Genomic DNA, 26,849 nt, shown 5'->3' with positions numbered 1-26,849 from the left:
GGTTGGGAACCATGCGTATCGCCACCTGGAACGTGAACTCGATCACCGCCCGACTCCCGAGGCTGCTGGCCTGGCTGGAGAGCAGCGGCACGGACGTGCTGTGCGTCCAGGAGACGAAGACCACCGCCGAGCAGTTCCCGTCCGAGCAGCTCCGCGAGCTGGGCTACGAGTCGGCGGTGAACGCGACAGGGCGGTGGAACGGAGTGGCGGTGGTGTCCCGGATGGGCCTCGAAGACGTGGTCAAGGGCCTGCCCGGCGACCCCGGCTACGAGGGCACCGAGGAGCCCCGGGCGGTCTCGGCGACCTGTGGCCCGCTCCGCGTCTGGTCGGTCTACGTGCCGAACGGCCGCGAGGTGGGCCACGCGCACTACGCGTACAAGCTCCAGTGGTTCGAGGCGCTGAGAGCGGCCGTCGCGGGTGACGCGGGCGGCAGCCGCCCGTTCGCGGTCCTCGGCGACTACAACGTGGCGCCGACGGACGACGACGTCTACGACCTGGCCGCCTTCGACGGTGCCACGCACATCACCGCGCCCGAGCGCGCCGCCCTCACCGCCCTGCGCGAGACCGGCCTCTCGGACGTGGTCCCGCGCCCCCTCAAGTACGAGCACCCGTACACGTACTGGGACTACCGCCAGCTCTGCTTCCCCAAGAACCGCGGCATGCGCATCGACCTCGTCTACGGCAACGCCCCCTTCGCGAAGGCGGTCACCGACGCCTACGTGGACCGAGAGGAACGCAAGGGCAAGGGCGCCTCGGACCACGCCCCCGTGGTGGTGGACCTGGACGTCCCGTAAGGAGGGCGGGGCCCCGTAAGGGGCGCGGGGAACTGCGCGCCCAGCCACGTCCGGGCCCGCACCCGAGACACAACCTGGCCTGTCCCAAAAGGGCACCCGGGCCTGTCCCCGGCCTTACAGCAACCCCAGATCCACCGACTCCGCCAGCGCGGCAAGCCCCGCATCCCCAGGATGCAGATGATCCCCACTGTCATAAGCGGAGCGCATTCTTGAGGGATGCCCCGGATCCCGCAACACCGCATCGAAGTCAAGCACCCCGTCAAAGCCGGAGCCGAAGCCGAAGTCGGAACCGGCGCCGACGCCGGACCGAATCCACTGATTCACGGCAACACGCTCCGCGTCGACGTCGGCAGTGCACCGTGCCTCCCCCTCACAGGGCGCGATCGTCGCGACCACCACCCGCAGCCCACGTCCACGCGCCCGCTCGGCGACCTCCCGCAGCCCGTCGACGACCTGCTCCGCACGCGCGCCCCAACGGACGTCGTTGACTCCCAGGAAGACGACGACCGTACGCGCCGACGTCTGGGCGAGAACGTCCCGGTCGAGGCGGTGCAGCGCGCTCACGCCGCCGGTGTCGGTGGAGACACCGTCACCGGGATACCGGTCGGTGACCACACGGTTCGCTGAGATCCCATGGTTGAGGACCCCATAGCGCGGCACCACACTCTGCTTCTGGAGCCGGGTGGCCAGCAGATTGGGCCAGCGCCGGTTGGCGTCCCGCGTCGACTTCTCGCCGTCCGTGATCGAGTCACCGAGCACGACGACGGACCCGGGCCCGTCACCTCGCCCGTCACCTCCCCCCTCGCCCTGCTCCGCACCCCGCCCGTCAGCCACGTCGACACCGGTCAGCAGCGGCCAGTTGAGGATCGTCGAGGTGTACGCGTCGGGGGCCGCGTCCGCCGCGTGGTCGCCGGGTTCGCTGACGTACGACTGCTGGACGGCCAGGCTGTGCACGGGTGCCGCCGTCACCGTCCCCGGCAGGTGGAAACTCACCAGCAGATTGCTGTCCGCGGGCACGTCGAAGCCCAGCGGATCACTGAACGCCTGGGCGCCTGCCGGGATCTCGACGCCCTCGACGCCCTCGGAGCCTCCGGAGTCCCGGAAGGTCAGCGGCACGGGAGCGCCGCGCGGGCTCGCCCCGGACGCCTGCACCGCCACCGTCGCGCCGCCGATCCGTACGGGGGTGGCCGCGAAGGTGTTGTCGAGCCGGATCCGTACCCGCGGGCCACCCGCCGAGGTGTGCACCACCAGGCGCAGCGTCCGGTCGGTCCACGGCCCGACCGTGGTGTAGCCGGAGGCCGACGCGGCCCAACTCCCCGTCCAGCCACGGCTTTCGGGGCGTACCGACAGTGCGAACACATGCAGGTCGCCGGTGCGCGGCAGTTCCACGGAGTCCACCGCGCGCCCTCGGGCGAGCGGCACGGTCACCACGTACAGCCGTGCCTTCTCGGCGAGTTGGCCGCCGGGCGTGTTGATGTGCGGCAGGGCGACGGCCTTGGTGGCGAGCGGGCCGCCGCGCCAGTCCGACGCGGTCAGCCGGTACGACGCACGCGAACCGTCGCGGTACCGGACCACGCCCGTGCCGCTCTCCTCGCCGCCACCCGTGCCCGCCACCAGGAAGGCGAGCGCGTCACCGTGGCCGCGTACCCGTACGGACTGGCCGTCGGCGCGTACGTTGTCGGGCTCGCCCGGTGCCCGGCGGGGCCAGGTCAGGCCGGCGCCCTGCACCGTCAGCGAGCGCCCCGGTGTCCATCCCGCGGCGGTCAGGTCCTGCGCCGACAGGGAACCGCCCGAGCCGTCGAAGTCCGCCCCGGCGGGCCGTGCGTCGTCGCTCACGGCCGTGTTGTCGAAGAGCTGGTCCAGGGGCAGTGGCCGCTCCTTGGCCTGTGACTCGGTCTGTGACGCGGCTGACGCCGGAACCGTCACTGTCATCGTCGTCACCGTCGCCGCCGTCGTCGCCCACAGCAGAGTCAGAGCGACGGCGGTACCCCACACACGTCGGCGCACACCGACTCCTCTCACCGTGAACCTACAGATGCACCGTGAAGCTAAAGAGACGTCAGGGACTCGTCAATGAGGCAGGTGCGAACTGCCGGAGAACTCCCTGCGAACAGGCGTTCAGCGCGCCCTGTGGTGCGCCGGGCGATACGGATGAAAGGCTGGGCGTATGAACATCCCTTTCCTGGGCAACTGGCGCAAGAAGCGGGGCCCCGAGAGGGGAGCCGTGATCTTCTCGGACAGCGAGAGCGACCACGAGGGGGTGGCCGAACTGCTCTCCGAATGCGAGCTGCTGCGCTCCCAGGCCCATCGGGCGGGGATTCAACTCGACGACTCGGCGGCCTCGTTGGAGGCGCTCGACCAACTGCTGCCACGCTGGCGGGACGACGAGGAGAGCCTGCCCTGGCTCGGCAACGACGCCGGCCTCTATCTCGGTACGGTCATCATCCGTACGGTCCCCGGTGCCGTCTGGGAGGTCTGGCCGGGCGGGCGCCCCGTGGTGCGGCTGCTGTCGGGCCGGGAGGTCGATGTGGTCGTGTCGGGTCATGAATGGGCGGCCAACGGAGTTCCCGAACTCTCGCAGCTGTACGCCGAGGTGGCGGAAACGTGAGACGTCGACCTGCGCCGGCAGTGTAAATACGGCTAATGCCCGAAAAGTGCGTGTCGCGCCTTAGCTCCGCTCTTATGTCGATAGCTTTCGGCAATCGCGACACAGCTGAGAGTGGGTAGGGCTGAGGATGGCCGTCGATCCGTTGATCGAGCTGCGTGACGTCAACAAGTACTTCGGAGAGCTGCATGTCCTGCGCGACATCAACCTCACCGTGGGCAAGGGGGAGGTGGTCGTGGTCATCGGCCCTTCGGGGTCGGGCAAGTCGACTCTCTGCAGGGCGATCAACCGTCTGGAGCCCATCAGGTCGGGCGAGATCAAGCTGGACGGGCAGCCGCTGGCCGAGGAGGGCAAGGAACTCGCGAGGCTCCGCGCCGAGGTCGGGATGGTCTTCCAGTCCTTCAACCTCTTCGCGCACAAGACGGTCCTGCAGAACGTGTCGCTGGCACAGATGAAGGTACGCGGCCGGAACAAGGCCCAGGCCGACAAGCGCTCGCTCGAACTGCTCGACCGGGTGGGCCTCGTCTCGCAGGCGTCGAAGTATCCGGCGCAGCTCTCCGGCGGCCAGCAGCAGCGCGTGGCCATCGCCCGCGCCCTGGCCATGGACCCCAAGGTGCTTCTCTTCGACGAGCCGACCTCGGCGCTCGACCCGGAGATGATCAACGAAGTGCTGGAGGTCATGCGGCAGCTCGCGCGCGAGGGCATGACGATGGTCGTCGTCACCCACGAGATGGGCTTCGCGCGTTCGGCGGCCAACCGGGTCGTCTTCATGGCCGACGGCGCCATCGTCGAGGACCGCACTCCGGAGGAGTTCTTCACCGACCCGCGCAGTGACCGCGCGAAGGACTTCCTCTCCAAAATCCTCACACACTGAGCGGCGGAACGTGATCATGAACCGTACGGCACGTGTGCGCCCCGAAACGCCGGCGCCCGGCGTTTGCCCCGCGACCGCCTCCCACGCTCCTCACGCCCCCCACGGCCCCCGTCGCGGGGCCCAACTCGCCGTCCGCCCGGCCGAGTCGTTCCCGCCTCCGGCGCCGACGGGAAGTTCCGCCGTGCCGGGGGATCCGCCGCGCCGGGGCTCGACTACGCTTTGTCGTTCATCCCCGGTGACAGAGGCTGTCGAAGGCGCCTCGGCCGACCCAGGGACGCTGCTGCCGGGCACGCGGTAGCGAGGGGCAATGGCCCGTCCGGCAGCAGCCGGAGATCACTGCTCGCGCAGCGGGACCGACACGCAGGACGCGTCGGCCGCGAGTGAGGAGAAGGTCAGCTGCGCGCCGGTCGGGTTGTGCTCGTCACCGGGCGGGCCCACGTGATCGAGGGTGGGCCCACGTCATGTGAGGCACGTGCGGCAGGCGGGGGCCTAGGAAGCGCGATGGGTGCTCCGCGTGGGCGAGGGTGTGGGGAGCGGGGTCTGTGCGGCACGGGTGACGTCGGCGACCAGCTCGACGACATCCGGCCCGTACGCCTGGGAGTTCACGACCTTCAGGAGAAGGACGAAGGAACTGTTGCCGTGCTTGCGGTACAGCCGCTCGTGGTTGCGGGCCAGATACCGCGTCGCCGCCTGGTTGGTGATCGCACGCTGCCCGCAGAAGAGGAACACGGGCCTGCTGACGCCGGGCTGACCGGCGGTGAGCCGCGCGAGCAGTACGTACTCGGCCTGGCCGGGCTCCATGCGGTGGCGCTCGGTGCCTATCTGGAACGCGAGGCGGTCAGGACCCGGTTCCGGGTCGGTGTTCACGCGCACCCCCGGCAGCATGGCCTGCATGTGCGCGGCCATACGGCGGTTCGACCCGGGGCCGCCGACGCAGAACTCCGTGCGTTCCCCGAAGCCCTGCCGGGCCGCGTCCTGGGTGATCACGTCGGTGTGAGCGTTGCAGTCCTTGATCAGCGCGGCGAGTTCCAGGAGGGCGAACACGTCGTAGCGGTGCACGGCCAGATCGGGGCTGCCGGCGTCGCGGTTGACCACGAGCAGCGACTCGGAGTGGTCGGGCAGCCCGAAGAAGGCCTGTTTGCGGCGGAGCTTCCGCTTCCACAGATAGGTCCGGGCGACCCAGCCCAACGAGGCACTGAGCCCCGCCGCGAGCACCCCCAGGACGATGTTCCGCACGTCGTCAGTCATAGGCGCGCATGCTAGCGGGCGGGCGCATCGGTGTTCGAGTGTCACCTGACGCGGCGCCGCCGGGGAAGTTACGCTGCGCGGACGGTTGCTGACTGGAGGTACTGATGGGGCGCTCGGTCGCGCGGAGACTTGCTGTGCTGGCGGTATCGGCCGCTGTGGTGTCGTCGGTGGGGGCGGCGCCGCCGTCCTCGGGGGCCGCCGGGGCCGGCTCCGGCGGCGGCTCCGGGACGGCGGAGAAGGTGCCGGTCGCCGTCGGATACGGCGGAGCCGTCGCGAGCGTCGACGCGGACGCCTCGGCCGCCGGTGTGGAGATCCTCCGCAAGGGCGGCAACGCGGTGGACGCGGCCGTCGCCACGGCAGCCGCCCTCGGCGTCACCGAGCCGTATTCGTCGGGCATCGGCGGAGGCGGCTACTTCGTCTACTACGACGCCAAGTCCCGTACGGTACACACCATCGACGGGCGGGAGACGGCGCCCCTGACGGCCGACTCGGGGCTCTTCCTGGAGGACGGCAAGCCGATCCCGTTCGCCGACGCGGTGACCAGCGGTCTGGGCGTGGGCACGCCCGGCACGCCCGCCACCTGGCAGACGGCACTGGGCAGCTGGGGCAGCAAGGGCCTCGGGTCGCTGCTGAGGCCCGCGGAGCGGCTCGCCCGGGAAGGGTTCACCGTCGACGACACGTTCCGCTCGCAGACCGCGTCCAACGAGGCGCGGTTCAGGAACTTCCCCGACACGGCCGACCTGTTCCTGCCGGGCGGTTCGCTGCCGGTGGTCGGCTCCACGTTCAAGAACCCCGACCTGGCCCGTACGTACCAGAAGCTGGGCCGCGAGGGAGTGGGCGCGCTGTACCGCGGCGAGCTGGCCCGGGACATCGTCGACACGGTGAACGAGCCGCCGGTGGACCCCGCTTCGGGGTACAACGCCCGCCCGGGCAACCTGTCGACGAAGGACCTGGCGAAGTACCGGGCGAAGCGGCAGGCGCCCACGAAAACCTCGTACCGCGGGCTGGGCGTCTACTCCATCGCGCCCTCCTCCTCCGGTGGCACCACGGTCGGCGAGGCCCTCAACATCCTGGAGAAGACCGACCTTTCGACGGCCTCGGACGTCGAGTACCTGCACCGCTACATCGAGGCGAGCAGGATCGCCTTCGCGGACCGGGGGCGCTGGGTGGGCGACCCCGCCTTCGAGGACGTACCGACGAAGGAACTGCTCTCGCAGCGGTTCGCCGACTCGCGCGAGTGCCTGATCAAGGACGACGCGGTGCTGACCAGTCCGCTGGCGCCGGGGGACCCGCGCGACCCGGCGGCGTGCGGGGCCGGTGGCAAGGCCGCGCCGACGACGTACGAGGGGGAGAACACGACCCATCTGACGGCGGCCGACAAGTGGGGCAACGTCGTCGCGTACACCCTCACCATCGAGCAGACCGGCGGCAGCGGGATCACCGTCCCTGACCGCGGGTTCATCCTCAACAACGAGCTGACCGACTTCTCCTTCGCCCCGGCGAGCCCGGACGTGCACGACCCGAACCTGCCCGGGCCCGGCAAGCGTCCGCGTTCGTCGATCTCGCCGACGATCGTGCTCGACGGTCACTCCAAGCCGGTGGTGGCGCTCGGCTCGCCCGGTGGCGCGACCATCATCACGACGGTCCTGCAGACGCTGACGGGCTTCGTCGACCGGGGCCTCCCGCTGGTCGACGCGATCGCCGCCCCGCGCGCCAGCCAGCGCAACCAGACGACCACCGAACTCGAACCCGGCCTGTGGGACAGCCCGTTGCGGGGCCGGCTGGAAGCCATCGGTCACGGGTTCCGCCAGAACCCGGAGATCGGAGCGGCGACAGGTGTCCAGCGCCTGCCGGACGGCAAGTGGCTGGCCGCCGCGGAGCCCGAGCGCAGGGGCGGCGGCTCGGCGATGGTGGTGCGGCCGGCGCGATAGACGCCGGCTCGTTGCTCAGGAGATCTTGATCTACTGAGCTCGTGAAGACGCTGACCGTGGTCGCGGGCCGGGCGCACTCGACGGGATCGAGCGCACCCGGCCCGCGAACCGTTCGTATGCGGGCGGGCGAGCAGGCCGGTGTGGCCCCTCGGTGCCTGTTCGAACAACGGTCGAGGGTATTAGGGTGACCGCATGGTGCGGACCCCCGCTGATCCCCGGCGCGACGCGGCCGACGCGGCAGGTGACCCCACGTCACCGCCCGTTCTCTCACATCACGTTCCGGGGTGGTAACCGCACTCTGCGTCCAGGTCGAAAACTCGTCGTAGCGCTTCCGTAACACGAATGGTGTTTTCTACCGGATCGGAGTACTCCGGTCCGGTGTGGGGTGAACGCAATGGCAGTGGAACAACTCCCGGGCCAGGTACGGGAGTTCGCGCAGTACCTCAGTGGCCTGCTGTCCCGGCTCGACCAGGGCGCCGGCTGGTGCGGTGTGTTCTGGCAGCGAGACCCCGACGGGATGCGGGCGTGCCTGGACGGCTCGGAGGTGCCGCCCTGGGACGTCGTACAGGCCATCCTTCAGGACGTGGCCGCCGAGTACGGTGACCGGGCCGCGGCCCAGGAGGGTGAGCGGGCCCGGGTGCTGCACGGCGCCTCCCTCGCCGCGTACGACGCGCGGTCCGGCGGCCGTGACGCCCTCGGCGACCGGCTCGACGTCATGCTGCGCGAACAGCGCTACGCCGCCGAACGGCTCTCGGAGCTCGGCAGGTCGCTCCCCGCGGCAGGCACCCAGGAGGAGGCCGACTCCCTCCGCCTCGACCTGGCCTGGGCGCGCGACGACCACGAACGCGCGACGGCCCGCTGTGCCGAGATCCGCGCCCGTATCGACGAGTTGGACCGGCGAACGGTGGGCGGACACGGCCGGGAGTCCCTCTCGATGCCGCCCGTCGCCGACGGCGGGGAGGCCGTCTGGGTCGACGAGCCACGGGACCACCAGGACGACGGCGCGAATGCCCAGCGACCCGCGCAGACGCAGACGCAGACGCAGACGCAGACGCGGGCGCAGGCACCGGCGCCGGACGAGGACGACTGGCCGGACCTCTGGCGCGACGCCTCCGCGGACCGCGCCGCACGGCAGGACGACGCCCCGGACACCGACGCCCACACCGGCCAGGACACCGACGTCGTCACCGACACCGAGGTCGGGCCCGCCGCCTCTCCATCCGCGTCGGCGTCCCCCGAAGCCGCTGAGGCCTCCGCACCCCCGGTGCCCAAGCAGCGCTCCAAGCGCCGTCTCCGCGGTGGTGCCCGGGGCGGCGCCCGCTTCGCCGGCCTGACGGACGGGGAAGAGGGCGCGGACCTCGCCGTACCCCCCGCGCCGGCTCCGCAGCCGACGCCGCCGGCGGCGCCGCAGCCCGTGGAGCCCGCCCGGCGGGGAGCCCGTTACGCCGGAAGCGGCGAGGACGCCGAGCGGCCGAGGTCACGGCGCGAGGCGCTGGACGACGAGGCGCGGCGGACCACGGTCGAGACCGTCGCGAAACTCGTCCGGCTGCGGGGCGAGGGCCGCACCGGCGAGGCGCACGCCGTGCTGGTCGAGGCCGCGTACTGGCCCGCGGCCCGCTTTCCGTTCCTCGCCGCCGAACTGCACCGGGCCGGTCTCGGCGCCGACTGGGCCACCCTCCTCTGGGAGGTGGTCTCCCTGCCCGCCGACCGGCTGGTCGCCGCGGCCGACGCGCTGGTGGCGGCCGGCCGCACGGCGGACGGTGAGCAGATGCTGCGCCAGGGCGTCGTCCGCCCCGCCCCGGAGATAGGCAAGGCCGTCCTGGCTCTCGTCGAGGAGGGCCGGCACCGCGAGGTCCGCACCCTCATGGACGCGTACGTCCGCGTGCGCAGCCCCGAAGAAGCCGTCCGCAGCATCGACGCCGACCCGGAGCTCCTCGCTCCGCTCCTTCTGGAAGCGGCCCGCAACGTCTCGGAACAACGCCACTGGGACCTGATCCACGCGCTGCGCGTGGCGGGCCACACCGCCGGAGGCTGACCCACCGGGGTGTGAAACATGATCGACTCCGGCGGTTAACGGCGATGGTCTTGCCCAGTGCGGCGGCGAGGCTTACTTTCATGGCTCTACGCCAAGTGTCTACGGGCGTAGAAGCTCTCTGACGTCACGTCGAAGGAGCAGCTCATGGCCAATGTCGTACGCGCCGCTCTGGTCCAGGCCACCTGGACCGGCGACACCGCATCCATGGTCGCCAAGCACGAGGAGCACGCCCGCGAGGCGGCCCGTCAGGGCGCGAAGATCATCGGATTCCAGGAAGTCTTCAACGCCCCCTATTTCTGCCAGGTCCAGGAGCCCGAGCACTACCGCTGGGCGGAACCCGTACCGGACGGCCCGACCGTCACCCGGATGCGGGAGATCGCACGCGAGACCGGCATGGTCGTCGTGGTCCCCGTGTTCGAGGTCGAGCAGTCCGGCTTCTACTTCAACACCGCCGCGGTCATCGACGCCGACGGCACCTACCTCGGCAAGTACCGCAAGCATCACATCCCCCAGGTCAAGGGCTTCTGGGAGAAGTACTACTTCAAACCGGGCAACCTCGGCTGGCCGGTCTTCGACACCGCGGTCGGCAAGGTCGGCGTCTACATCTGCTACGACCGCCACTTCCCGGAGGGCTGGCGCCAGCTCGGCCTGAACGGCGCACAGCTCGTCTACAACCCGTCGGCGACCTCCCGGGGCCTCTCCGCCCACCTGTGGCAGCTGGAGCAGCCGGCCGCCGCCGTCGCCAACGAGTACTTCGTCGCCGCGATCAACCGGGTCGGCCAGGAGGAGTACGGGGACAACGACTTCTACGGGACGTCGTACTTCGTCGACCCGCGAGGCCAGTTCGTCGGCGAGCCGGCGAGCGACAAGGGCGAGGAACTCGTCGTCCGCGACCTCGACTTCGACCTGATCGACGAGGTCCGCCAGCAGTGGGCCTTCTACCGGGACCGCCGCCCCGACGCGTACGAAGGACTGGTGCAGCCGTGACGACAGACGTTCCCCGCGGTCCGTCCGGAGGCCCGGAGAAGGGGTTGCGCGGGCGCCACCAGGCCGTCCTGCCCGACTGGCTCGCCCTCTACTACGCCGACCCCCTGGAGCTCACCCACGGCGAGGGCCGCCACGTCTGGGACGCCGACGGCAACAAGTACCTCGACTTCTTCGGCGGCATCCTCACCACGATGACCGCGCACGCCCTGCCCGAGGTGACGAAGGCCGTCAGCGAGCAGGCCGGCCGGATCAACCACTCCTCCACGCTCTACCTCAACCGGCCGATGGTCGACCTGGCCGAGCGGATCGCCGCGTTGTCGGGCATCCCGGACGCGCGCGTGTTCTTCACGACCTCGGGCACCGAGGCCAACGACACCGCGCTGCTCCTGGCCACCGCGTACCGCCGCAGCAACCAGATCCTGGCGATGCGCAACAGCTACCACGGCCGCTCGTTCAGCTCGGTCGGCATCACCGGCAACAAGGGCTGGTCGCCGACGAGCCTGTCACCCCTCCAGACGCTGTACGTGCACGGCGGCGTCCGCACCCGCGGCCCGTACGCCCATCTCGACGACGCCGAGTTCATCGCTGCCTGTGTCGCCGACCTGGAGGACCTGCTCGGCCATGTGCGCGCGCCCGCGGCCCTGATCGCCGAACCCGTCCAGGGCGTCGGCGGCTTCACCTCACCGCCGGACGGCCTGTACGCGGCCTTCCGCGAGGTCCTCCAGGAGCGCGGCATCCTGTGGATCGCCGACGAGGTGCAGACCGGCTGGGGCAGGACCGGCGACCACTTCTGGGGCTGGCAGGCGCACGCTCAGAACGGCCCGCCGGACATCCTCACCTTCGCCAAGGGCATCGGCAACGGCATGTCCATCGGCGGGGTCGTCGCCCGCGCCGAGATCATGAACTGCCTGGACTCCAACTCCATCTCGACCTTCGGCGGCACCCAGGTCACGATGGCCGCGGGCCTCGCCAACCTCACGTACCTCCTGGAACACGACCTCCAGGGCAACGCCCGCCGGGTCGGCGGACCGCTCATCGAGCGGCTGCGGGCCGTCGCCGCGCAGCTCCCGGGCGTACGGGAGGTGCGGGGCCGCGGGCTCATGGTCGGCGTCGAACTCGTGCAGCCCGGCACCGACCTGGCCGACTCGGACGCGGCCGCCGCCGTGCTCGAAGCGGCCCGCGAGGAAGGCCTGCTGATCGGCAAGGGCGGCGGCCACAGCACCAGCGTCCTGCGCATCGCCCCGCCCCTGTCGCTCACCGCCGCGGAGGCCGAGGAGGGCGCCGCGATGCTGGAGCGCGCTCTGCGGAGGGGCCTGCGGCAGGGCGGGTGAGCCGGGCGCGAAGGCCCGACGGGAGAGGCCTGGGAACGGGAGAGGCCTGACGGGAGAGGGCCGAGCACGGTCGCAGTACGACTGACGCGAATGGAGCAGAAGCCATGGCACGCACGCTCATCACCGGCGGACTGGTGATCACGGCCTCCGACGAACTCCACGTCGACGTGCTCGTCGACGGTGGCCGCGTCGTGGCCATGGCCACCCATGACAGCCATGGGTGGCAGGCCGACCACGTCATCGACGCCACCGGGAAATACGTGATTCCGGGCGGGGTCGACGGCCACACGCACATGGAGATGCCGTTCGGCGGCACCTTCGCCTCCGACACCTTCGAGACCGGTACCCGGGCCGCCGCCTGGGGCGGCACGACCACGATCATCGACTTCGCGATCCAGTCCAAGGGCGGATCTCTCGGCGAAGGGCTCGACGCGTGGCACGAAAAGGCGGACGGGCAGTGCGCGATCGACTACGCGTTCCACATGATCATGTCCGATGTGAACGAGTCGTCGCTCAGGGAGATGGACGGACTCGTCTCGGCCGGCGTCACCTCGTTCAAACTCTTCACCGCGTACCCGGGGGTCTTCCTCTCCGACGACGGCCAGATCCTCCGCGCCATGCAGCGTGCCGGTGCCAACGGCGGTCTTGTGATGACGCACGCGGAGAACGGTCTTGCGATCGACGTGCTCGTGGAGCAGGCACTGGCACGCGGTGAGCGGGACCCGCGTCATCACGGCGAAGTCCGCAAGGCGCTCCTCGAAGCGGAGGCGACGCATCGCGTGATCAAGCTGAGCCAGGTGGCGGGTTCCCCCCTCTACGTCGTGCACGTGTCGGCCCAGGAGGCTGTCGCGGAACTGGCGAGAGCGCGGGACGAGGGGCTGCCCGTGTTCGGCGAGACCTGTCCGCAGTACCTCTTCCTGTCGACCGACAACCTCGCCGAGCCCGACTTCGAAGGCGCCAAGTACGTCTGCTCCACCCCGCTGCGCCCGAAGGAGCACCAGGAGGCTCTCTGGCGCGGGCTGCGGACGAACGATCTGCAGGTGGTGTCCACGGACCACTGCCCGTTCTGCTTCAAGGGGCAGAAGGAGATGGGCCGGGGAGACTTCTCGAAGATCCCCAACGGCATGCCGGGTGTCGAGACCCGCATGGACCTGCTCCACCAGGCCGTCGTCGACGGGCACATCAGCCGCCGCCGGTGGATCGAGATCGCCTGCGCCGCCCCTGCCCGTATGTTCGGCCTGTATCCGAAGAAGGGCACGATCGCGCCGGGTGCGGACGCCGACATCGTCATCTACGACCCCGACGCCGAGCAGATCATGTCCGCCGAGACGCATCACATGAACGTCGACTACTCGGCGTACGAGGGCAAGCGCGTGGTGGGGCGGGTCGAGACCGTCCTGTCGCGCGGGGTTCCCGTGATCGACAACCGTGCGTACGTGGGGAAGGCCGGGCACGGGGTCTACCTGCCGCGGGGCATCTGCCAGTACACGAACTGAGCGCGAACTGAGAGCGAACCGGGCGCGAACTGAGACTGAGGCCGCCCGAATCCGAATGAGGAGTGGTGCCGATGGACTTCGGACTCGTCCTGCAGACCGACCCCCCTGCCTCCCGTGTCATCAGCCTGATGAAGCGGGCCGAGCGCAACGGCTTCACGTACGGCTGGACCTTCGACTCCGCCGTGCTCTGGCAGGAGCCGTTCGTGATCTACAGCCAGATCCTCGCCAACACCACGAAGCTGAAGGTCGGCCCGATGGTGACGAACCCGGGCACCCGCACCTGGGAGGTCACCGCCTCGACCTTCGCCACGCTCAACGACATGTTCGGCAACCGCACGGTCTGCGGCATCGGCCGCGGCGACTCGGCGATGCGCGTGGCCGGCCGCAAGCCCAACACCCTCGCGCGGATCAGCGAGGCCATGAAGGTCATCCGGGCGCTGGGGAGCGGCGACGAGGCCGACCTCGGCGGCACGGTGATCAGGTTCCCGTGGATCGGGCCCGGCGCCCAACTCCCCGTCTGGATGGCCGCGTACGGCCCCAAGGCCCTGAAGATGACCGGCGAGGAGGCCGACGGCTTCATCCTCCAGCTCGCCGACCCGTATCTCACCGAGTACATGGTCAAGGCGGTGCGGACCGCGGCGGCCGAGGCCGGACGCGACCCGGCCGACGTCACGATCTGTGTGGCCGCGCCCGCGTACGTCACCGAGGACGACTCGCCCGAGGCGCTCGCCCACGCGCGTGAGCAGTGCCGCTGGTTCGGCGGGATGGTCGGCAACCACGTCGCCGACCTCGTCTCCAAGTACGGCGAACACTCCGCCGCGGTGCCCGACGAACTCACCGACTACATCAAGTCCCGCGAGGGCTACGACTACTCCCACCACGGGCGCAGCGGAAACCCCGACACCCGGTTCGTACCCGACGAGATCGTCGACCGGTTCTGCCTGATCGGCACGGCCGAGCAGCACATCGCGAAGCTGAACGCCCTGCGCGAGCTGGGCGTCGACCAGTTCGCCCTGTACGACATGCATGACGCTCAGGAGGCGGTCATCGAGGCGTACGGATCAACGGTCATCCCCGCCGTCAACCGTTGACGGCGGTCTCCAGGTCGTCCCCTTCCCACCTCCCCGGGAAGGGGACCGCGCCGCCCGCACGGCCTTTCCCGTCCCCTCATCGATTGGCCTGCCCATGACCGAAACCGTCCCCACGGGGCCACCGATATCCCAGTCCGCCGACGCCCAGGGCCGGATCGAGCTCGGCCCCGGCGCCTTCCCCGCCGACAGCCCCTTCGCCAACGAGGATCTGCGCCCCGTCCCCGTCTCCGAGCGCAAGTGGACGACGTACAACTTCGCGGCGCTGTGGATCTCCATGGCCCACTGCATCCCCAGCTGGACCCTGGCCTCCGGCCTGGTCGCCCTCGGCATGGACTGGAAGCAGGCCGTCTTCACGATCGCGCTGGCCAACGTCATCGTGCTGCTGCCGATGCTGGCCACCGGGCACGCCGGACCCAAGTACGGCATCCCCTTCCCCGTACTGGCCCGCGCCTCCTTCGGGCTGCGCGGCGCCAACATCCCGGCGCTGATCCGGGCGGCCGTGGCCTGCGGCTGGTTCGGCATCCAGACCTGGATCGGCGGCAGCGGCGTCTTCGCCCTCGGCTCCAAGCTGACCGGCGGCGAGTGGGAGAACGCGGGGCGGATCGCGGGCAACCCATGGCCGCTGTGGCTGTGCTTCGTCCTCTTCTGGGCGGTGCAGATCGCCATCATCTACCGCGGGATGGACTTCCTGCGGCGCTTCGAGAACTGGGCCGCGCCCGTCGTGATCGTCGGCGCGTTCGTGCTGTTGATCTGGATCGCCGTCAAGGCCGACGGCTTCGGTGCGCTGCTGGACCAGCCCTCGAAGCTCGGCTGGGGCGCCGACTTCTGGCCGGTCTTCTTCCCGTCGCTGATGGGCATGATCGGCTTCTGGGCGACCCTGTCGCTCAACATCCCCGACTTCACCCGCTTCGGCGCCAGTCAGAAGGCGCAGACCTGGGGGCAGAGCCTCGGACTGCCGACGACCATGACGCTCTTCGCGGTCCTCGCCGTGCTCGTCACCTCCGGCTCGGAGGCCGTCTACGGAGAGGCGATCTGGGACCCGGTGGCCCTCGCGGCCAAGACGGACAACGCGTTCGGTCTGGTCTTCGCGCTCTTCATCGTGCTGATCGCCACGGTCTCCGTGAACATCGCGGCGAACGTCGTCTCACCGGCGTACGACCTGTCCAACCTGGCACCGAAGTTCATCAACTTCCGTACGGGCGCGCTGATCACGGGTGTCATCGGCGTCCTGATCTTCCCGTGGAAGCTGATCTCCACCCCGGAGTTCTACATCTTCACCTGGCTCGGTGTGGTCGGCGGGCTGCTCGGTACGGTCGCGGGCATCCTGATCGCCGACTACTGGATCGTCCGCCGTACGGTCCTGCATCTCGCGGACCTCTACACGGCCGGCGGGCGCTACTGGTACACGAACGGCTGGAACTGGCGGGCGGTGCTGGCCTTCGCGGTCGGCGGCGTCCTCGCCGTCGGCGGTTCGTACTCGAACGTCGACGCCGAGGGCGCGAAGCTGGGCCCGTTCCCGGTGGACGGACTCGTCCCGTTCCTGAAGCCGCTCGCGGACTACGGATGGGCGGTCGGCCTCGCCTCGTCGCTCGTCCTGTACGTCGCGCTGATGGCACCCCTGGCACGGCTCGAACGGGCCGAGAGGGAGGGCGTCTGACGTGGGGTGGCCGGCCGCGCCGGGAACCGCCCCTACTGGGCGGCCTCCAGCGCGGCCATCCCCTCCTTGGCGGCCTTGATGGCGCCCTTGTTGATCTCGTCCGTACTCGGTGCCTTCTTGGACTCGAAGTCACTGCCGTTGTACGTGACGACCACCAGGGCGTTGGACGCGTGGACGATCACCATGCCCTCGCGTGTCTGCTGCTTGTCGTCGGTGGTCAGGTTCACCACCGAGTAGGCCTCGTCCCCGAGACCCGGGACCTTGCCGCCGCCGCTCTTCTCCGTCGTGCGCTGCTTGTAGGCGGCCAGGGCGGACTCGTCGGACTTCTTGAGCTCGTACGAGATGTCCAGCCAGCGGTAGTCGAACCCCTTGAGCGCGTTCCAGGAACAGGTGCGGCGCAGCGACTCGTCGGTCGAGGGGATCTCCTTTCCGGCGGTCTTGGCGCCGGGCACCAGCGAGGTCACCGTCTTCTTCGTCACGCCCTCGCAGGGCGCGGGAGAGTCCCGATAGGTACGGACCGCGGCGGAGGCCGCAGGTGCCGACGGTGATGTCCCGCCGTCGGGGGCGGCCTTCTTCTCCGTGGCCGGAGCGGCGGAGAGCGGCCCGGACGACAGCGCCCAGCCCGCCGTGGCGAGCACGACGACCGGCGCCAGACGCGCGGTGAGAGCGAGAGGAAGAGATCGCACGGCGCACATTTCGTGGGGGACGGTGCGGAGGGGTCCGCACGGCGGACGGGACGACAGTGTCACATGAGTGGCTGTAGGGAGGTAGTGAGAACTCGCTCCGTGGCCGCGCGGTCACAGGGGCAGAGGCCCGCGGGGTCACAGGGGCGAAGTCCCGTGTGATGATCGGCAGGTGATCGCGATACGCCCGAGACCGTACCGCCCGAGCGCGCGCCGCCCGCGCGTGTTCCACAGCGCCGCCCTCGTCTGCCTGTTGGCCCTGGGAGCGAGCGGGTGCGGGCTCTCCGCCGAACTGGACCGGGAGAGCAACCCCGAACGCACGCCCGCCCCGTCGCCCAGCCCGGCGGTGGTGGTGCCGTCCTCGGCCCCTCCTCGGCCCGATCTCTCGCTCCCCGAGCCGTCTCCGGACGTCCCCGGCCGGCAGACCGAGGACTGCCCGAAGTCCGGCCTGCGCTTCCAGGCCGACCGGGGCGACGCGGCGATGGGGCTGCGCGCCATGGGCCTCGACGTCACCAACTGCGGTGACCGCCCGTACGAGTTGAACGGCTATCCGGCCGTCACCGTCCTGGACGGATCGGGCGACCCCTTCCCCGGCGTACGGACGGTCCCGGGCACGGACAAGGTGTCCATGGCACCGGAGGACCCCGGCCCCCGCCCGATCACCCTCGGCCCCGGCGAGACCGCTCACGCGGCGCTGTACTGGCGGATGAACAACACGGACGGTGTGTACCTCCGCGTCGCGCCGAAGAAGGGCGACGACACGGTGACCGTGGAGCCGCCGTACCCGCTGGACATCGGTCCGAAGAACGTGCTGGGGACGACCGCCTGGCAGCCCGCACAACCCACGCAGCCCTCACGACCGCGGTAGCGGGAGCCTGCGTACCATCGCCGGACGCCCGTATCGCAGTCCGATCACAGTACAAAGGCACAGCGCAAAGGCACACTACAAAGGCCCGCTCACAGCGAGGAGTTACCCCGTGTTCACGACCCGACCCACGCTCCAGGGCACCTTCGGAATGGTGTCCTCCACGCACTGGCTCGCCTCGCAGTCGGCGATGGCCGTGCTGGAGGACGGCGGCAACGCGTACGACGCAGCCGTCGCCGCGGGTTTCGTCCTGCACGTCGTCGAGCCGCACCTCAACGGGCCCGCCGGAGAGGTCCCGATCGTCCTTGCCCCGGCCGGCGGCGAGGTACGGGTGCTGTGCGGGCAGGGCGTGGCACCGGGCGGGGCCACGATCGCCCACTACAGGGGACTCGGTCTGGAGCTCGTGCCCGGCACCGGGCCCCTCGCCGCCGCCGTGCCCGGCGCCTTCGACGCGTGGATGCTGCTGCTGCGCGACCACGGCACGAAGTCCCTGGCGGACGTCCTGCGGTACGCCATCGGGTACGCGGAGGACGGGCACGCGCCCGTGGAGCGCGTCGGCCAGACCGTGGACACCGTACGGGAGCTCTTCGCGACCGAGTGGCCGTCGTCCGCCGAGGTGTACCTGCCGGACGGGGAGCCCCCGAGGCCGGGCGAACTGTTCCGCAACCCGGCCCTGGCCGCGACCTGGCGGCGGCTGATCGCGGAGGCCACCCGGGAGGCCGGGGCCGCCGGGGAGTCCGGGGCCGTTCCGGAGCCCGGCGCCGCCCCCGCGCTCGAACCCCAGGACGGCGGCAGCCGTATCGCCGAGATCGAAGCCGCGCGGCGCATCTGGCGCGAGGGCTTCATCGCCGAGGCGCTGGTGCGGCAGGCCGCCCGGCCCACGCTGGACACCAGCGGCGAGCGTCACTCCGGCACGCTCACGGCGGCCGACCTGGCCTCCTGGTCCGCGTCCTACGAGGCCCCGGCCACCTACGACTGGCGCGGCTGGACCCTGTGCAAGGCCGGCCCCTGGAGCCAGGGCCCGGTGCTCCTCCAGCAGCTGGCCCTGCTGCCGCCCGAGCTGCCCCGGTACGGCTCCGCCGAGTACGTGCACCTGCTGGTCGAGGGCTGCAAGCTCGCGATGGCCGACCGGGAGGCCTGGTACGGGGACGCGGCCGAGGTGCCCCTGGCGGAGCTGCTGTCCCAGGAGTACAACGCCGGACGCCGGGCCCTGGTCGGGGAGAAGGCCTCGTACGAGCTGCGGCCGGGCAGCCCCGGCGGGCGGGCGCCGCTGCTCAGCGGCCACGCGCGCGCGGTGGCCTCCGGAGAGGGCGGGCCCGACGCGCTCGCGGCGCCGGGCGTGGGCGAGCCGACCGTGGCCAAGCCGCCGACGTCGCCCGTGCCCGGCGAGCCGGACGTCTCGGCGGACGGCGGCACCCGGGGCGACACCTGCCACCTGGACATCGTCGACCGCTGGGGCAACATGGTCGCGGCCACGCCCAGCGGCGGCTGGCTGCAGTCCAACCCGGTCGTGCCCGAGCTGGGCTTCCCGCTCGGCACCCGCCTCCAGATGGCCTGGCTGGACGAGGGACTGCCCAACTCCCTGACCCCCGGCCGCCGTCCGCGTACGACGCTCTCACCGTCGCTCGCGCTGCGGGACGGCGTACCGGTCATGGCGTTCGGCACGCCCGGCGGTGACCAGCAGGACCAGTGGCAGCTGCACTTCTTCCTGGCCGTCGCCCTGCGCGCGGAGGTCCGCGGCGGCCTCGACCTCCAGGGCGCGATCGACGCCCCGAACTGGCACAACGACAGCTTCCCCGGCTCCTTCTACCCGCGCGGGATGCTCCCCGGCAGCGTGACCGTCGAGTCCCGCACGGACCTCGGGGTCGTCGAGGAGCTGCGCCGCCGCGGCCACGACGTCCAGGTCGGCGACGCCTGGTCCGAGGGGCGGCTGTGCGCGGTGGCGCGGGACCCGCGGACCGGTGTGCTGTCGGCGGCGGCGAATCCGCGCGGGATGCAGGGGTACGCGGTCGGCCGCTGACCTCCGCATACTCGTTGTTCATGCCGATTCCACCCGTGATGAACCCACCGGGCGGGAATTGTCAGTGGTGCGTGTTCTCATGGACGCATGATCGAACACATGGAAACCATCGACGAGTTTCTCGCACACCGCACCGCCGACGTCGAAGAAGCCGTCCGCACGGCGGCAGCCGACGAGATCATGCCGCGCTTCCGGCAGCTCGCGGCGCACGAGGTGGACGAGAAGAGCGGCCCTCACGACCTGGTCACGGACGCCGACCGCAAGGCCGAGGAGTACCTCACCGAGGTGCTCGGCAAGCTCCTGCCGGGCTCGGTCGTGGTCGGCGAGGAGGCGGTCCACGCCAACCCGATGACGTACGAGGCGCTCCAGGGCGAGGCCCCCGTCTGGATCGTCGACCCGGTCGACGGCACCCGCCAGTTCGTCCACGGCGACCCCGGCTTCTGCACGCTGGTCGCGCTCGCCCAGGGCGGCGTCGTCCTCGCGTCCTGGACGTACGCCCCGGTCCGTGACCAACTCGCCGTCGCCGTACGGGGCCGGGGCGCCCTGCTCGACGGCGTACCCCTGCGGGCCGGCTCGCCCGCCGCCGGCCGCGACCTCGAAGTGGCCACCTCGCACCCGTACTACACGACGGACGAGCAGAAGCGCGCGCTGCTCGGACTGCGCACGGCGGGGGTCGCCCCGCGTCCCTGCGGCTCGGCCGGACTGGAGTATCTCGCCGTGGCCCGCGGCGAGTTGGACGCCACGGCGTTCTCCTGGGAGGCCGCCTGGGACCACGCGGCGGGCATCCTGCTCGTCGAGGAGGCGGGCGGCGTGCACCTGACACTCGCGGAGGAGCCGTTCCGTATAACCGGCGGCAACACCCTTCCGTTCACGGCGGCGCGCGACGTGGCCACGGCCCGCCGGGTCCTTGAGCTGCTGTCGGGCGGCGTCTGACCCACCGTGGCGCGGGGCTGAGGCGGGACTGTCGGCGGCCCGGCATATCCTGATGCCCAGTGGCCATCGGCTGACGAAGGAGTCCGAAGGTGCCGTCGATGCTCGATGCCGTCGTGGTGGGTGCGGGGCCCAACGGGCTGACGGCTGCCGTGGAGCTGGCCCGCCGCGGCTTCTCCGTGGCCGTCTTCGAGGCGCGCGACACCGTCGGGGGAGGCGCCCGCACCGAGGAGCTGACCCTGCCCGGCTTCCGGCACGACCCGTGCTCGGCCGCGCACCCGCTGGGCGTCAACTCGCCCGCCTTCCGCGCGATGCCCCTCGGTCGGTACGGCCTGGAGTGGCTCCAGCCCGAACTGCCCATGGCGCACCCCTTCCTGGACGGCACGGCGGCCGTGCTGTCGCGGTCCGTGGCCGAGACGGCGGCCTCGTTCGGGCCGCGCGACGCGGGCACGTACCGCAGGCTCGTCGAGCCGTTCACCCACCAATGGGACACGCTGGTACGGGACTTCATGTCCCTGCCGCTCAGCGCGCTGCCCCGGGACCCGGTCACCCTCGCCCGCTTCGGCCTGGTCGGCCTGCCGCCCTCGACCTGGCTGATGCGCAGGTTCCGCGACGAGCCGGCCAAGGCGCTGTTCGCCGGACTCGTCGCGCACGTCATGGCCCCGCTCGGCGGCCTCGCCACCGGCGCCGTCGGCCTCGTGTTCGCCCTGGCCGCGCACGCCCGGGGCTGGCCCGTCGCCCGCGGCGGCTCCCAGGCGATCTCCGACGCGCTCACCGCGTACCTCAAGGACCTGGGCGGCGCCGTCCACACCGACTACGAGGTCAAGCGCCTCGACGACCTGCCGCCCGCGCGCGCGTACGTCTTCGACACCTCGCCCACCGCACTGAGCCGCATCGCGGGCTTCGGGCGGTACTACGAGCGGTACCGGTACGGGCCGGGCGTCTTCAAGGTCGACTACGCGCTCGACGGACCGGTGCCCTGGACCGCGCAGGAGGCCCGCACGGCCGGCACGGTGCAGGTCGGCGCGGACAGCAAGGAGATCGGAGCCGCCCTGCGCGCGGCCTCCCGGGACGGGCGCGCCCCCGACGCGCCGTTCCTGATCACCGTGCAGCCCAGCGTCGTCGACCCGTCCCGGGCCCCGGCCGGAAAGCACGTGTTCTGGGCGTACGGCCATGTGCCGAGCGGCTGGACCGGGGACCTCACGGACGTGATCGAACGCCAACTGGAGCGGTTCGCCCCCGGCTTCCGCGACCGCGTCCTCGCCCGCGCCACGGCGGGCCCGCCCGAACTGGCAGCCCGCAACGCCAACTACGTGGGCGGTGACATCGGCTGCGGCGCGGCCTCGGGCCTGCAACTGCTGCTGCGCCCCAAGGTGTCGTTGTTCCCGTACGGCACCCCGCACCCGGCGGTGTTCATCTGCTCCTCGGCCACCCCGCCGGGCCCCGGCGTACACGGCATGTCGGGACACAACGCCGCCAAGGCCGTATGGAAGAAGCTGCGCAGCACATGACCGACATGACGACCATCGAACTCGTCCAGGGCGACATCACCCGGCAGAGCGTGGACGCGATCGTCAACGCCGCGAACTCCTCCCTGCTGGGCGGCGGAGGCGTGGACGGCGCGATCCACCGGCGCGGCGGCCCCGAGATCCTCGCCGAGTGCCGCGCCCTGCGCGCCTCGCACTACGGCAAGGGCCTGCGCACCGGCCAGGCCGTCGCCACCACCGCCGGCAGGCTGGACGCCCGGTGGGTGATCCACACGGTCGGGCCCGTCTTCAGCCGGAGCGAGGACCGGTCCGAGCTGCTGGCCTCCTGCTACCGGGAATCCCTGCGCGTCGCCGACGAACTGGGCGCACGGACCGTCGCGTTCCCGGCCGTCTCCGCCGGGATCTACGGATGGCCCATGGACGACGCCGCCCGCATCGCGGTCGGGACGGTGCGGGCCACGCGGACGGCGGTGGCCGAGGCCAGGTTCGTCCTCTTCGACGAGCAGGCGTACGAGGCGTTCGCGGCCCAGGTCCGCTGACCGGACGGGGTCCAACGGGGGAGGTTCGACGGGGGCGCCCACTCACCCGGTACGGGGCACCTGTCGGCCCTCACGATCACACAGAGACCGACAGGGTCATTGCTCCGATTGTGTTCGGGTCTTAGGGTTTTCTGTGCCCCACCAGGTGCCTTTGTCCTCAGCAGTCGCATTCTGGCCTGACATCAACTTCCGTATGTCAACCGCATCGATCAGCTTCGACCAGATCTGACGCAACCTCAGTTCGTGCACCCCGCTGTCGTACCGAGGAAGGCCACAGCCATGCCGCACCCGCACCCGCACATGCCTCCTGTCAGCCGCCGTCGACTTCTTGAGGGAGGGGCCGCCGTCCTCGGCGCGCTCGCCCTGCCCGCGTCGTCCCCCACCGCCCACGCGGCCGGCCTGCCGACGGCGGCGGACGGCGCCCCGGAGTGGAACGGGGCCATCGACCTCTTCGAGGTGGGAGCCGAGCCGCCGCACACCACGCTCACGCCGTACGCCGACGTCCGGCAGGCGCTGGACGGCGACCGCGCCCGCTCGCCGTACCGGATGAGCCTCGACGGGAAGTGGAAGTTCGCCTACGTCGACCGCCCCGACGACCGGGACACCGACTTCTACCGCACCGACGTCGACGACAGCCGCTGGGACACCATCCCCGTGCCCTCCGCCTGGCAGCTGCACGGCTACGACTTCCCGATCTACATCAACATCACGTATCCGTACTGGGGTCCCAACGGCCTGGGGGAGGAGCCGCAGCCACCGGCCGCCCCGACCCGCTACAACCCCGTGGGCCAGTACAGACGCACCTTCACCGTTCCCGAGGGATGGTCGGGGCGGCGGACGTTCCTGCACTTCGAAGGGGTCAAGTCCGCCCACTACGTGTGGATCAACGGAGAACTGGTCGGCTACCGCGAGGACTCGTACACCCCCGCCGAGTACGACATCACCCCGCACCTCAAGCCCGGCACCAACCAGATCGCGGTGGAGGTCTACCGCTACTCCGACGGCGACTGGCTGGAGGACCAGGACATGATCCGGCTGAGCGGCATCTTCCGCTCGGTCCACCTCTACTCCACACCGGCCGTGCGCCTGCGCGACTTCAAGCTGGACACCCCGCTCAGCGACGGCTACCAGGCCGCCGAGCTGTCGGTCACCGCGAGCGTGCGCGACAACGGCGGCAGCGGGGACGGCGGTGACGAGGCCGGTGGCAAGGGCGGCGGGGCGTACTCCGTCGAGACCCAGCTCTACGACGCGCGCGGGCACGCCGTCTGGCCACGCCCACTGCACCAGGCCGTCGACCTCGGCTCCGCCCCGGCCGGCGAGGACGTGACCGTACAGGCCGCCAGGGCCGTGCCCGCGCCGAAACTGTGGTCGGCCGAGGACCCGTACCTCTACACGGCCGTGCTGCGGCTGCGCGACCCGGCGGGCCGGGTCGTCGAGACGCTCTCGCACCGGGTCGGCCTGCGCGAGTTCGCGATCGAGGACGGGCTGATGCGCATCAACGGCCGACCGGTCTCCCTGCGGGGCACCAACCGGCACGAGATGCACCCCGACCGCGGCACCGCCCTCACCCGCGCGGACATCGTCCGGGACATCGAGATCGTCAAGCGGATGAACATCAACACCGTCCGCACCTCGCACTACCCCAACAACACCCTCTGGTACGAACTCGCCGACGAGTACGGCCTGTACCTCGTGGACGAGACGAACCTCGAAACCCACGGCATCCGCGACGAGTACCCGGGCGACCACGCCGACTGGAGCAGGGCGTGCGTGGCCCGCGCCCGGAACATGGTGCACCGAGACAAGAACCACGCGTCCGTCGTCATCTGGTCGCTCGGCAACGAAGCCGGCGGCGGCAGCACCTTCGTCGCGATGCACGACTGGATCCGCTCGTACGACACCACCCGCGTCATCCAGTACGAGGGCGACGACCGCCCTGAAGTCAGCGACATCCGCTCGGAGATGTACGAGAGCCCCGCGCGCATCGAGGCCCGCGCCCGGGACACCTCCGACACCCGCCCGTACGTCATGATCGAGTACGCCCACTCGATGGGGAACTCGACCGGCAACCTCAAGAAGTACTGGGACGTCATCCGCCGCCACGACGTGCTGCAGGGCGGCTGGATTTGGGACTTCGTCGACCAGTCCCTGACCGAGCCGACCCCGACGCGGGTGCTGTTCACCGAGTCGGGGCCCGGCGCCGTACGCGGCGAGATCCAGGCCGGCAGCGCGACCTTCGACCGGCACAAGGGTGTCTCCGGCAGCACCGTCTTCGCCCGCGACACCGGCCTCGACATCACCGGCTCCCTGACGGTGGAGGCCTGGTTCACCCCGCACGTGACCGGCTACCACCAGCCGATCGTCGCCAAGGGCGACACGCAGTACGCCCTGAAGCAGACCGACAGGACCCTGGAGTTCTTCATCCACGGCGACGGCCAGTGGGACGCCGCGAGCTGGCGCCTCCCCGACGACTGGACCGGCGAGGAACACCACGCCGCAGGAGTCTTCGACGCGGCGGCGGGCACGCTGACCCTCTACGTCGACGGCGCAGTCAAGGCCACCCGCAGCACCACCCGGCGGCCCGCCGTCGACACCACGCCGCTCTCCCTCGCCATGGACGTCGACAATCCCATCAGGGAGTTCAGCGGCACGATCCGGCGGGCCCGCGTCTACGCCCGCGCCCTGTCCGGGACCGAACTCGCGTCGGACGGGCGCGGCCCCGACGACGAAGGGGTGCGGTTCTGGTTCGACGCGGCCACCGTCGAGGTCACCGAGAAACGGCCGAAGGAGCGCACGTACTTCGCGTACGGCGGCGACTGGGGCGACCACCCCAACGACGGGGCCTTCGTCGCGGACGGCATCGTCACCGCCGACCGCGGACACACCGGCAAGGCGGCAGAGGTCAAACAGATCTACCAGGCCGTCAACGCCGCCCCGGCGTCCGGCACGTCACTCGCAGTCGGAGCAGCCGGAGCGGCCGGGGGAGCCGGAGCGGCCGTCACTCTCACCAACGAGTACCTGTTCACCAACCTCCGCGAGTTCGACGGCAGTTGGGCGTTGGTCGCCGACGGGAAGACCGTGCGGAGCGGCAAGCTGAGCCGCGCCCAGCTGGACGTCCCGCCGCTCAGCAGCAAGGACGTCACCGTGCCGGTCAGGCTCCCGGCCACCCCGGCGCCCGGCGCGGAGTACTTCCTGCACCTGTCCTTCACCACCAAGGAACGCACGAAATGGGCCGAGGCCGGCTTCGAGGTGGCCAAGCAGCAACTCCCGGTCGACGCCGGCAGCCCGGCCGTGCGGCAGGTCCCGCTGGAACAGGTGCCCGCCCTGCTGCACCAGGACGGCGAACGGTCCGTCACGGTGCGGGGCAAGGGCTTCTCCGTCACCCTCGACAAGCGCACCGGCGTCATCACGTCGTACGAGGCCCATGGCACCCGGCTGATCACCTCCGGGCCCGTGCCGAACTTCTGGCGGGCACCGACCGACAACGACCGGGGCAACGGCCAGCACCTGCGCAACCAGACCTGGCGCGACGCCGGAGCCCGGCGCGAGGTGACGGACGTGAGCGTGCGCGCCCTGCGCGACCGGGCCGTCGAGATCAAGGTCGCCGGAACCCTGCCCACGGCCACCGAATCCGCGTACACCACTACGTACACGGTCTTCGGCAACGGTGAGATCAAGGTCGACAACACCTTGCACCCGGGCGCGGCGAGCCTGCCGTACATCCCGGAGGTCGGCACCCTGCTCTTCCTGCCGGGCCGCCTTGAGTACCTGCACTACTACGGCCGCGGCCCCGAGGAGAACCACTGGGACCGCAACGACGGCACCGACGTGGGGCTGTACTCCGGGACCGTCTCCGGGCAGTGGACGCGCTACATCCGCCCGCAGGAGAACGGCAACAAGACCGACGTCCGCTGGGCCGCCCTGACCGACCGCGGCGGCGCCGGGCTGCTCGTCTCCGGTGAACCGCTCATCGAGGTCAACGCCTCGCACGTCACCCCCGAGGACCTGTCGGTCGGTACGCGCCACGACTACCAGCTGACCCCGCGGGACGAGGTCGTACTGCGCCTGAACCACCGGCAGATGGGCGTCGGCGGCGACAACAGCTGGGGCGCGCACACGCACGACGAGTACAAGCTCTTCGCCGACCGGGACTACTCCTACACCTACCGGCTGCGTCCCCTGACCGACGTCGACAAGGCGATGGCGGCCTCCCGGCGGCCGACGGCAGGAAACTTCTCCGGATAGGTTCTCCCGGATAGGTTCTCCGGCTAGGTCC

General features: G+C 71.0%; 19 protein-coding genes. 16 read left to right on the top strand and 3 right to left on the bottom strand.

From position 1 onward, the window contains the following. Positions 1 to 11 precede the first annotated feature (11 nt). Complete coding sequence (locus AOK01_RS15380) at positions 12 to 794, top strand: exodeoxyribonuclease III (RefSeq protein WP_055511861.1); 783 nt, start codon at positions 12 to 14, stop codon at positions 792 to 794. A 114-nt stretch (positions 795 to 908) separates the two neighbouring features. On the opposite strand, the gene AOK01_RS15375 is transcribed toward AOK01_RS15380, so the two are convergent. Further along, the gene (locus AOK01_RS15375; RefSeq protein WP_079103447.1) at positions 909 to 2,726 is read right to left on the bottom strand and encodes an SGNH/GDSL hydrolase family protein; all 1,818 of its coding nucleotides are present in this window, start codon (positions 2,724 to 2,726) and stop codon (positions 909 to 911) included. A 235-nt stretch (positions 2,727 to 2,961) separates the two neighbouring features. Between AOK01_RS15375 and AOK01_RS15370 the strand changes: the two genes are divergently transcribed. Together AOK01_RS15370 and AOK01_RS15365 are read left to right on the top strand one after the other, a co-directional pair. After that, positions 2,962 to 3,402, top strand: a complete 441-nt coding sequence (locus AOK01_RS15370) for a DUF6278 family protein (protein ID WP_055511857.1) — start codon at positions 2,962 to 2,964, stop codon at positions 3,400 to 3,402. Between the two features lie 127 nt (positions 3,403 to 3,529). Next, on the top strand, positions 3,530 to 4,273 hold the full coding sequence (locus tag AOK01_RS15365) for an amino acid ABC transporter ATP-binding protein (RefSeq protein WP_055511855.1): 744 nt from the start codon (positions 3,530 to 3,532) through the stop codon (positions 4,271 to 4,273). A gap of 489 nt (positions 4,274 to 4,762) precedes the next feature. Here AOK01_RS15365 and AOK01_RS15360 read toward each other — a convergent pair whose 3' ends face one another. Continuing rightward, a complete protein-coding gene (locus tag AOK01_RS15360; protein WP_213862101.1) occupies positions 4,763 to 5,521 on the bottom strand; it encodes a hypothetical protein in 759 nt (252 codons plus the stop codon). 104 nt (positions 5,522 to 5,625) lie between these two features. Here AOK01_RS15360 and ggt point away from each other — a divergent pair, with 104 nt between their 5' ends. The 7 genes from ggt (at position 5,626) to AOK01_RS15325 (ending at position 16,049) form a co-directional block, all read left to right on the top strand. Further along, positions 5,626 to 7,452, top strand: a complete 1,827-nt coding sequence (ggt, locus tag AOK01_RS15355; RefSeq protein ID WP_079103441.1) for a gamma-glutamyltransferase — start codon at positions 5,626 to 5,628, stop codon at positions 7,450 to 7,452. Between the two features lie 394 nt (positions 7,453 to 7,846). After that, positions 7,847 to 9,487 (top strand): hypothetical protein, encoded by a 1,641-nt coding sequence (locus AOK01_RS15350; RefSeq protein WP_055511853.1) that lies wholly within the window; start codon positions 7,847 to 7,849, stop codon positions 9,485 to 9,487. A gap of 144 nt (positions 9,488 to 9,631) precedes the next feature. Continuing rightward, positions 9,632 to 10,474 carry a nitrilase-related carbon-nitrogen hydrolase gene (locus AOK01_RS15345; RefSeq protein ID WP_055511851.1) on the top strand — a complete coding sequence of 281 codons (843 nt, stop codon included), beginning with the start codon at positions 9,632 to 9,634 and terminating at the stop codon, positions 10,472 to 10,474. Further along, the gene (locus AOK01_RS15340) at positions 10,471 to 11,805 is read left to right on the top strand and encodes an aspartate aminotransferase family protein (RefSeq protein ID WP_245702267.1); all 1,335 of its coding nucleotides are present in this window, start codon (positions 10,471 to 10,473) and stop codon (positions 11,803 to 11,805) included. The genes AOK01_RS15345 and AOK01_RS15340 overlap by 4 nt, the downstream gene beginning before the upstream one ends. 104 nt (positions 11,806 to 11,909) lie before the next feature. Beyond that, a complete protein-coding gene (hydA, locus tag AOK01_RS15335; protein ID WP_055511849.1) occupies positions 11,910 to 13,301 on the top strand; it encodes a dihydropyrimidinase in 1,392 nt (463 codons plus the stop codon). 71 nt (positions 13,302 to 13,372) lie between these two features. Continuing rightward, positions 13,373 to 14,392: a TIGR03842 family LLM class F420-dependent oxidoreductase gene (locus tag AOK01_RS15330; protein ID WP_055511847.1), complete on the top strand. Its 1,020-nt coding sequence runs from the start codon at positions 13,373 to 13,375 to the stop codon at positions 14,390 to 14,392. Between the two features lie 94 nt (positions 14,393 to 14,486). Beyond that, entirely contained in the window at positions 14,487 to 16,049 is a 1,563-nt protein-coding gene (locus tag AOK01_RS15325; RefSeq protein ID WP_055511845.1) for an NCS1 family nucleobase:cation symporter-1, read from the top strand. 32 nt (positions 16,050 to 16,081) lie between these two features. On the opposite strand, the gene AOK01_RS15320 is transcribed toward AOK01_RS15325, so the two are convergent. Further along, positions 16,082 to 16,744, bottom strand: coding sequence for a hypothetical protein (locus AOK01_RS15320; RefSeq protein ID WP_055511843.1), 663 nt, complete (start codon positions 16,742 to 16,744; stop codon positions 16,082 to 16,084). A 160-nt stretch (positions 16,745 to 16,904) separates the two neighbouring features. Between AOK01_RS15320 and AOK01_RS15315 the strand changes: the two genes are divergently transcribed. From AOK01_RS15315 to AOK01_RS15290, 6 genes are all read left to right on the top strand, one after another. Continuing rightward, a complete protein-coding gene (locus AOK01_RS15315; protein ID WP_079103440.1) occupies positions 16,905 to 17,600 on the top strand; it encodes a DUF4232 domain-containing protein in 696 nt (231 codons plus the stop codon). 109 nt (positions 17,601 to 17,709) lie between these two features. After that, on the top strand, positions 17,710 to 19,617 hold the full coding sequence (locus AOK01_RS15310; protein ID WP_055511839.1) for a gamma-glutamyltransferase family protein: 1,908 nt from the start codon (positions 17,710 to 17,712) through the stop codon (positions 19,615 to 19,617). 87 nt (positions 19,618 to 19,704) lie between these two features. Continuing rightward, complete coding sequence (locus AOK01_RS15305; protein WP_055511837.1) at positions 19,705 to 20,550, top strand: inositol monophosphatase family protein; 846 nt, start codon at positions 19,705 to 19,707, stop codon at positions 20,548 to 20,550. Positions 20,551 to 20,648: 98 nt separating this feature from the next. Beyond that, complete coding sequence (locus AOK01_RS15300; protein ID WP_055511887.1) at positions 20,649 to 22,058, top strand: phytoene desaturase family protein; 1,410 nt, start codon at positions 20,649 to 20,651, stop codon at positions 22,056 to 22,058. Positions 22,059 to 22,063: 5 nt separating this feature from the next. Continuing rightward, positions 22,064 to 22,573: an O-acetyl-ADP-ribose deacetylase gene (locus AOK01_RS15295; protein ID WP_055511885.1), complete on the top strand. Its 510-nt coding sequence runs from the start codon at positions 22,064 to 22,066 to the stop codon at positions 22,571 to 22,573. A gap of 279 nt (positions 22,574 to 22,852) precedes the next feature. Beyond that, positions 22,853 to 26,818 (top strand): glycoside hydrolase family 2 TIM barrel-domain containing protein, encoded by a 3,966-nt coding sequence (locus AOK01_RS15290; RefSeq protein ID WP_055511835.1) that lies wholly within the window; start codon positions 22,853 to 22,855, stop codon positions 26,816 to 26,818. Positions 26,819 to 26,849 lie beyond the last annotated feature (31 nt).

The organism is Streptomyces aurantiacus (genome assembly GCF_001418335.1).
In the GTDB taxonomy this organism is placed as follows: Bacteria; Actinomycetota; Actinomycetes; order Streptomycetales; family Streptomycetaceae; genus Streptomyces; species Streptomyces aurantiacus.
This window is presented reverse-complemented; position numbering and strand designations above follow the sequence as displayed.

What these genes read in the sequence shown, in the direction of transcription:
- AOK01_RS15380 (WP_055511861.1), top strand. Translation starts at nt 12, where the DNA reads ATGCGTATCGCCACCTGGAACGTGAACTCGATCACCGCCCGACTCCCG.
- AOK01_RS15375 (WP_079103447.1), bottom strand. Translation starts at nt 2,726, where the DNA reads ATGACAGTGACGGTTCCGGCGTCAGCCGCGTCACAGACCGAGTCACAG.
- AOK01_RS15370 (WP_055511857.1), top strand. Translation starts at nt 2,962, where the DNA reads ATGAACATCCCTTTCCTGGGCAACTGGCGCAAGAAGCGGGGCCCCGAG.
- AOK01_RS15365 (WP_055511855.1), top strand. Translation starts at nt 3,530, where the DNA reads ATGGCCGTCGATCCGTTGATCGAGCTGCGTGACGTCAACAAGTACTTC.
- AOK01_RS15360 (WP_213862101.1), bottom strand. Translation starts at nt 5,521, where the DNA reads ATGACTGACGACGTGCGGAACATCGTCCTGGGGGTGCTCGCGGCGGGG.
- ggt (WP_079103441.1), top strand. Translation starts at nt 5,626, where the DNA reads ATGGGGCGCTCGGTCGCGCGGAGACTTGCTGTGCTGGCGGTATCGGCC.
- AOK01_RS15350 (WP_055511853.1), top strand. Translation starts at nt 7,847, where the DNA reads ATGGCAGTGGAACAACTCCCGGGCCAGGTACGGGAGTTCGCGCAGTAC.
- AOK01_RS15345 (WP_055511851.1), top strand. Translation starts at nt 9,632, where the DNA reads ATGGCCAATGTCGTACGCGCCGCTCTGGTCCAGGCCACCTGGACCGGC.
- hydA (WP_055511849.1), top strand. Translation starts at nt 11,910, where the DNA reads ATGGCACGCACGCTCATCACCGGCGGACTGGTGATCACGGCCTCCGAC.
- AOK01_RS15330 (WP_055511847.1), top strand. Translation starts at nt 13,373, where the DNA reads ATGGACTTCGGACTCGTCCTGCAGACCGACCCCCCTGCCTCCCGTGTC.
- AOK01_RS15325 (WP_055511845.1), top strand. Translation starts at nt 14,487, where the DNA reads ATGACCGAAACCGTCCCCACGGGGCCACCGATATCCCAGTCCGCCGAC.
- AOK01_RS15320 (WP_055511843.1), bottom strand. Translation starts at nt 16,744, where the DNA reads ATGTGCGCCGTGCGATCTCTTCCTCTCGCTCTCACCGCGCGTCTGGCG.
- AOK01_RS15305 (WP_055511837.1), top strand. Translation starts at nt 19,705, where the DNA reads ATGATCGAACACATGGAAACCATCGACGAGTTTCTCGCACACCGCACC.
- AOK01_RS15300 (WP_055511887.1), top strand. Translation starts at nt 20,649, where the DNA reads ATGCTCGATGCCGTCGTGGTGGGTGCGGGGCCCAACGGGCTGACGGCT.
- AOK01_RS15295 (WP_055511885.1), top strand. Translation starts at nt 22,064, where the DNA reads ATGACGACCATCGAACTCGTCCAGGGCGACATCACCCGGCAGAGCGTG.
- AOK01_RS15290 (WP_055511835.1), top strand. Translation starts at nt 22,853, where the DNA reads ATGCCGCACCCGCACCCGCACATGCCTCCTGTCAGCCGCCGTCGACTT.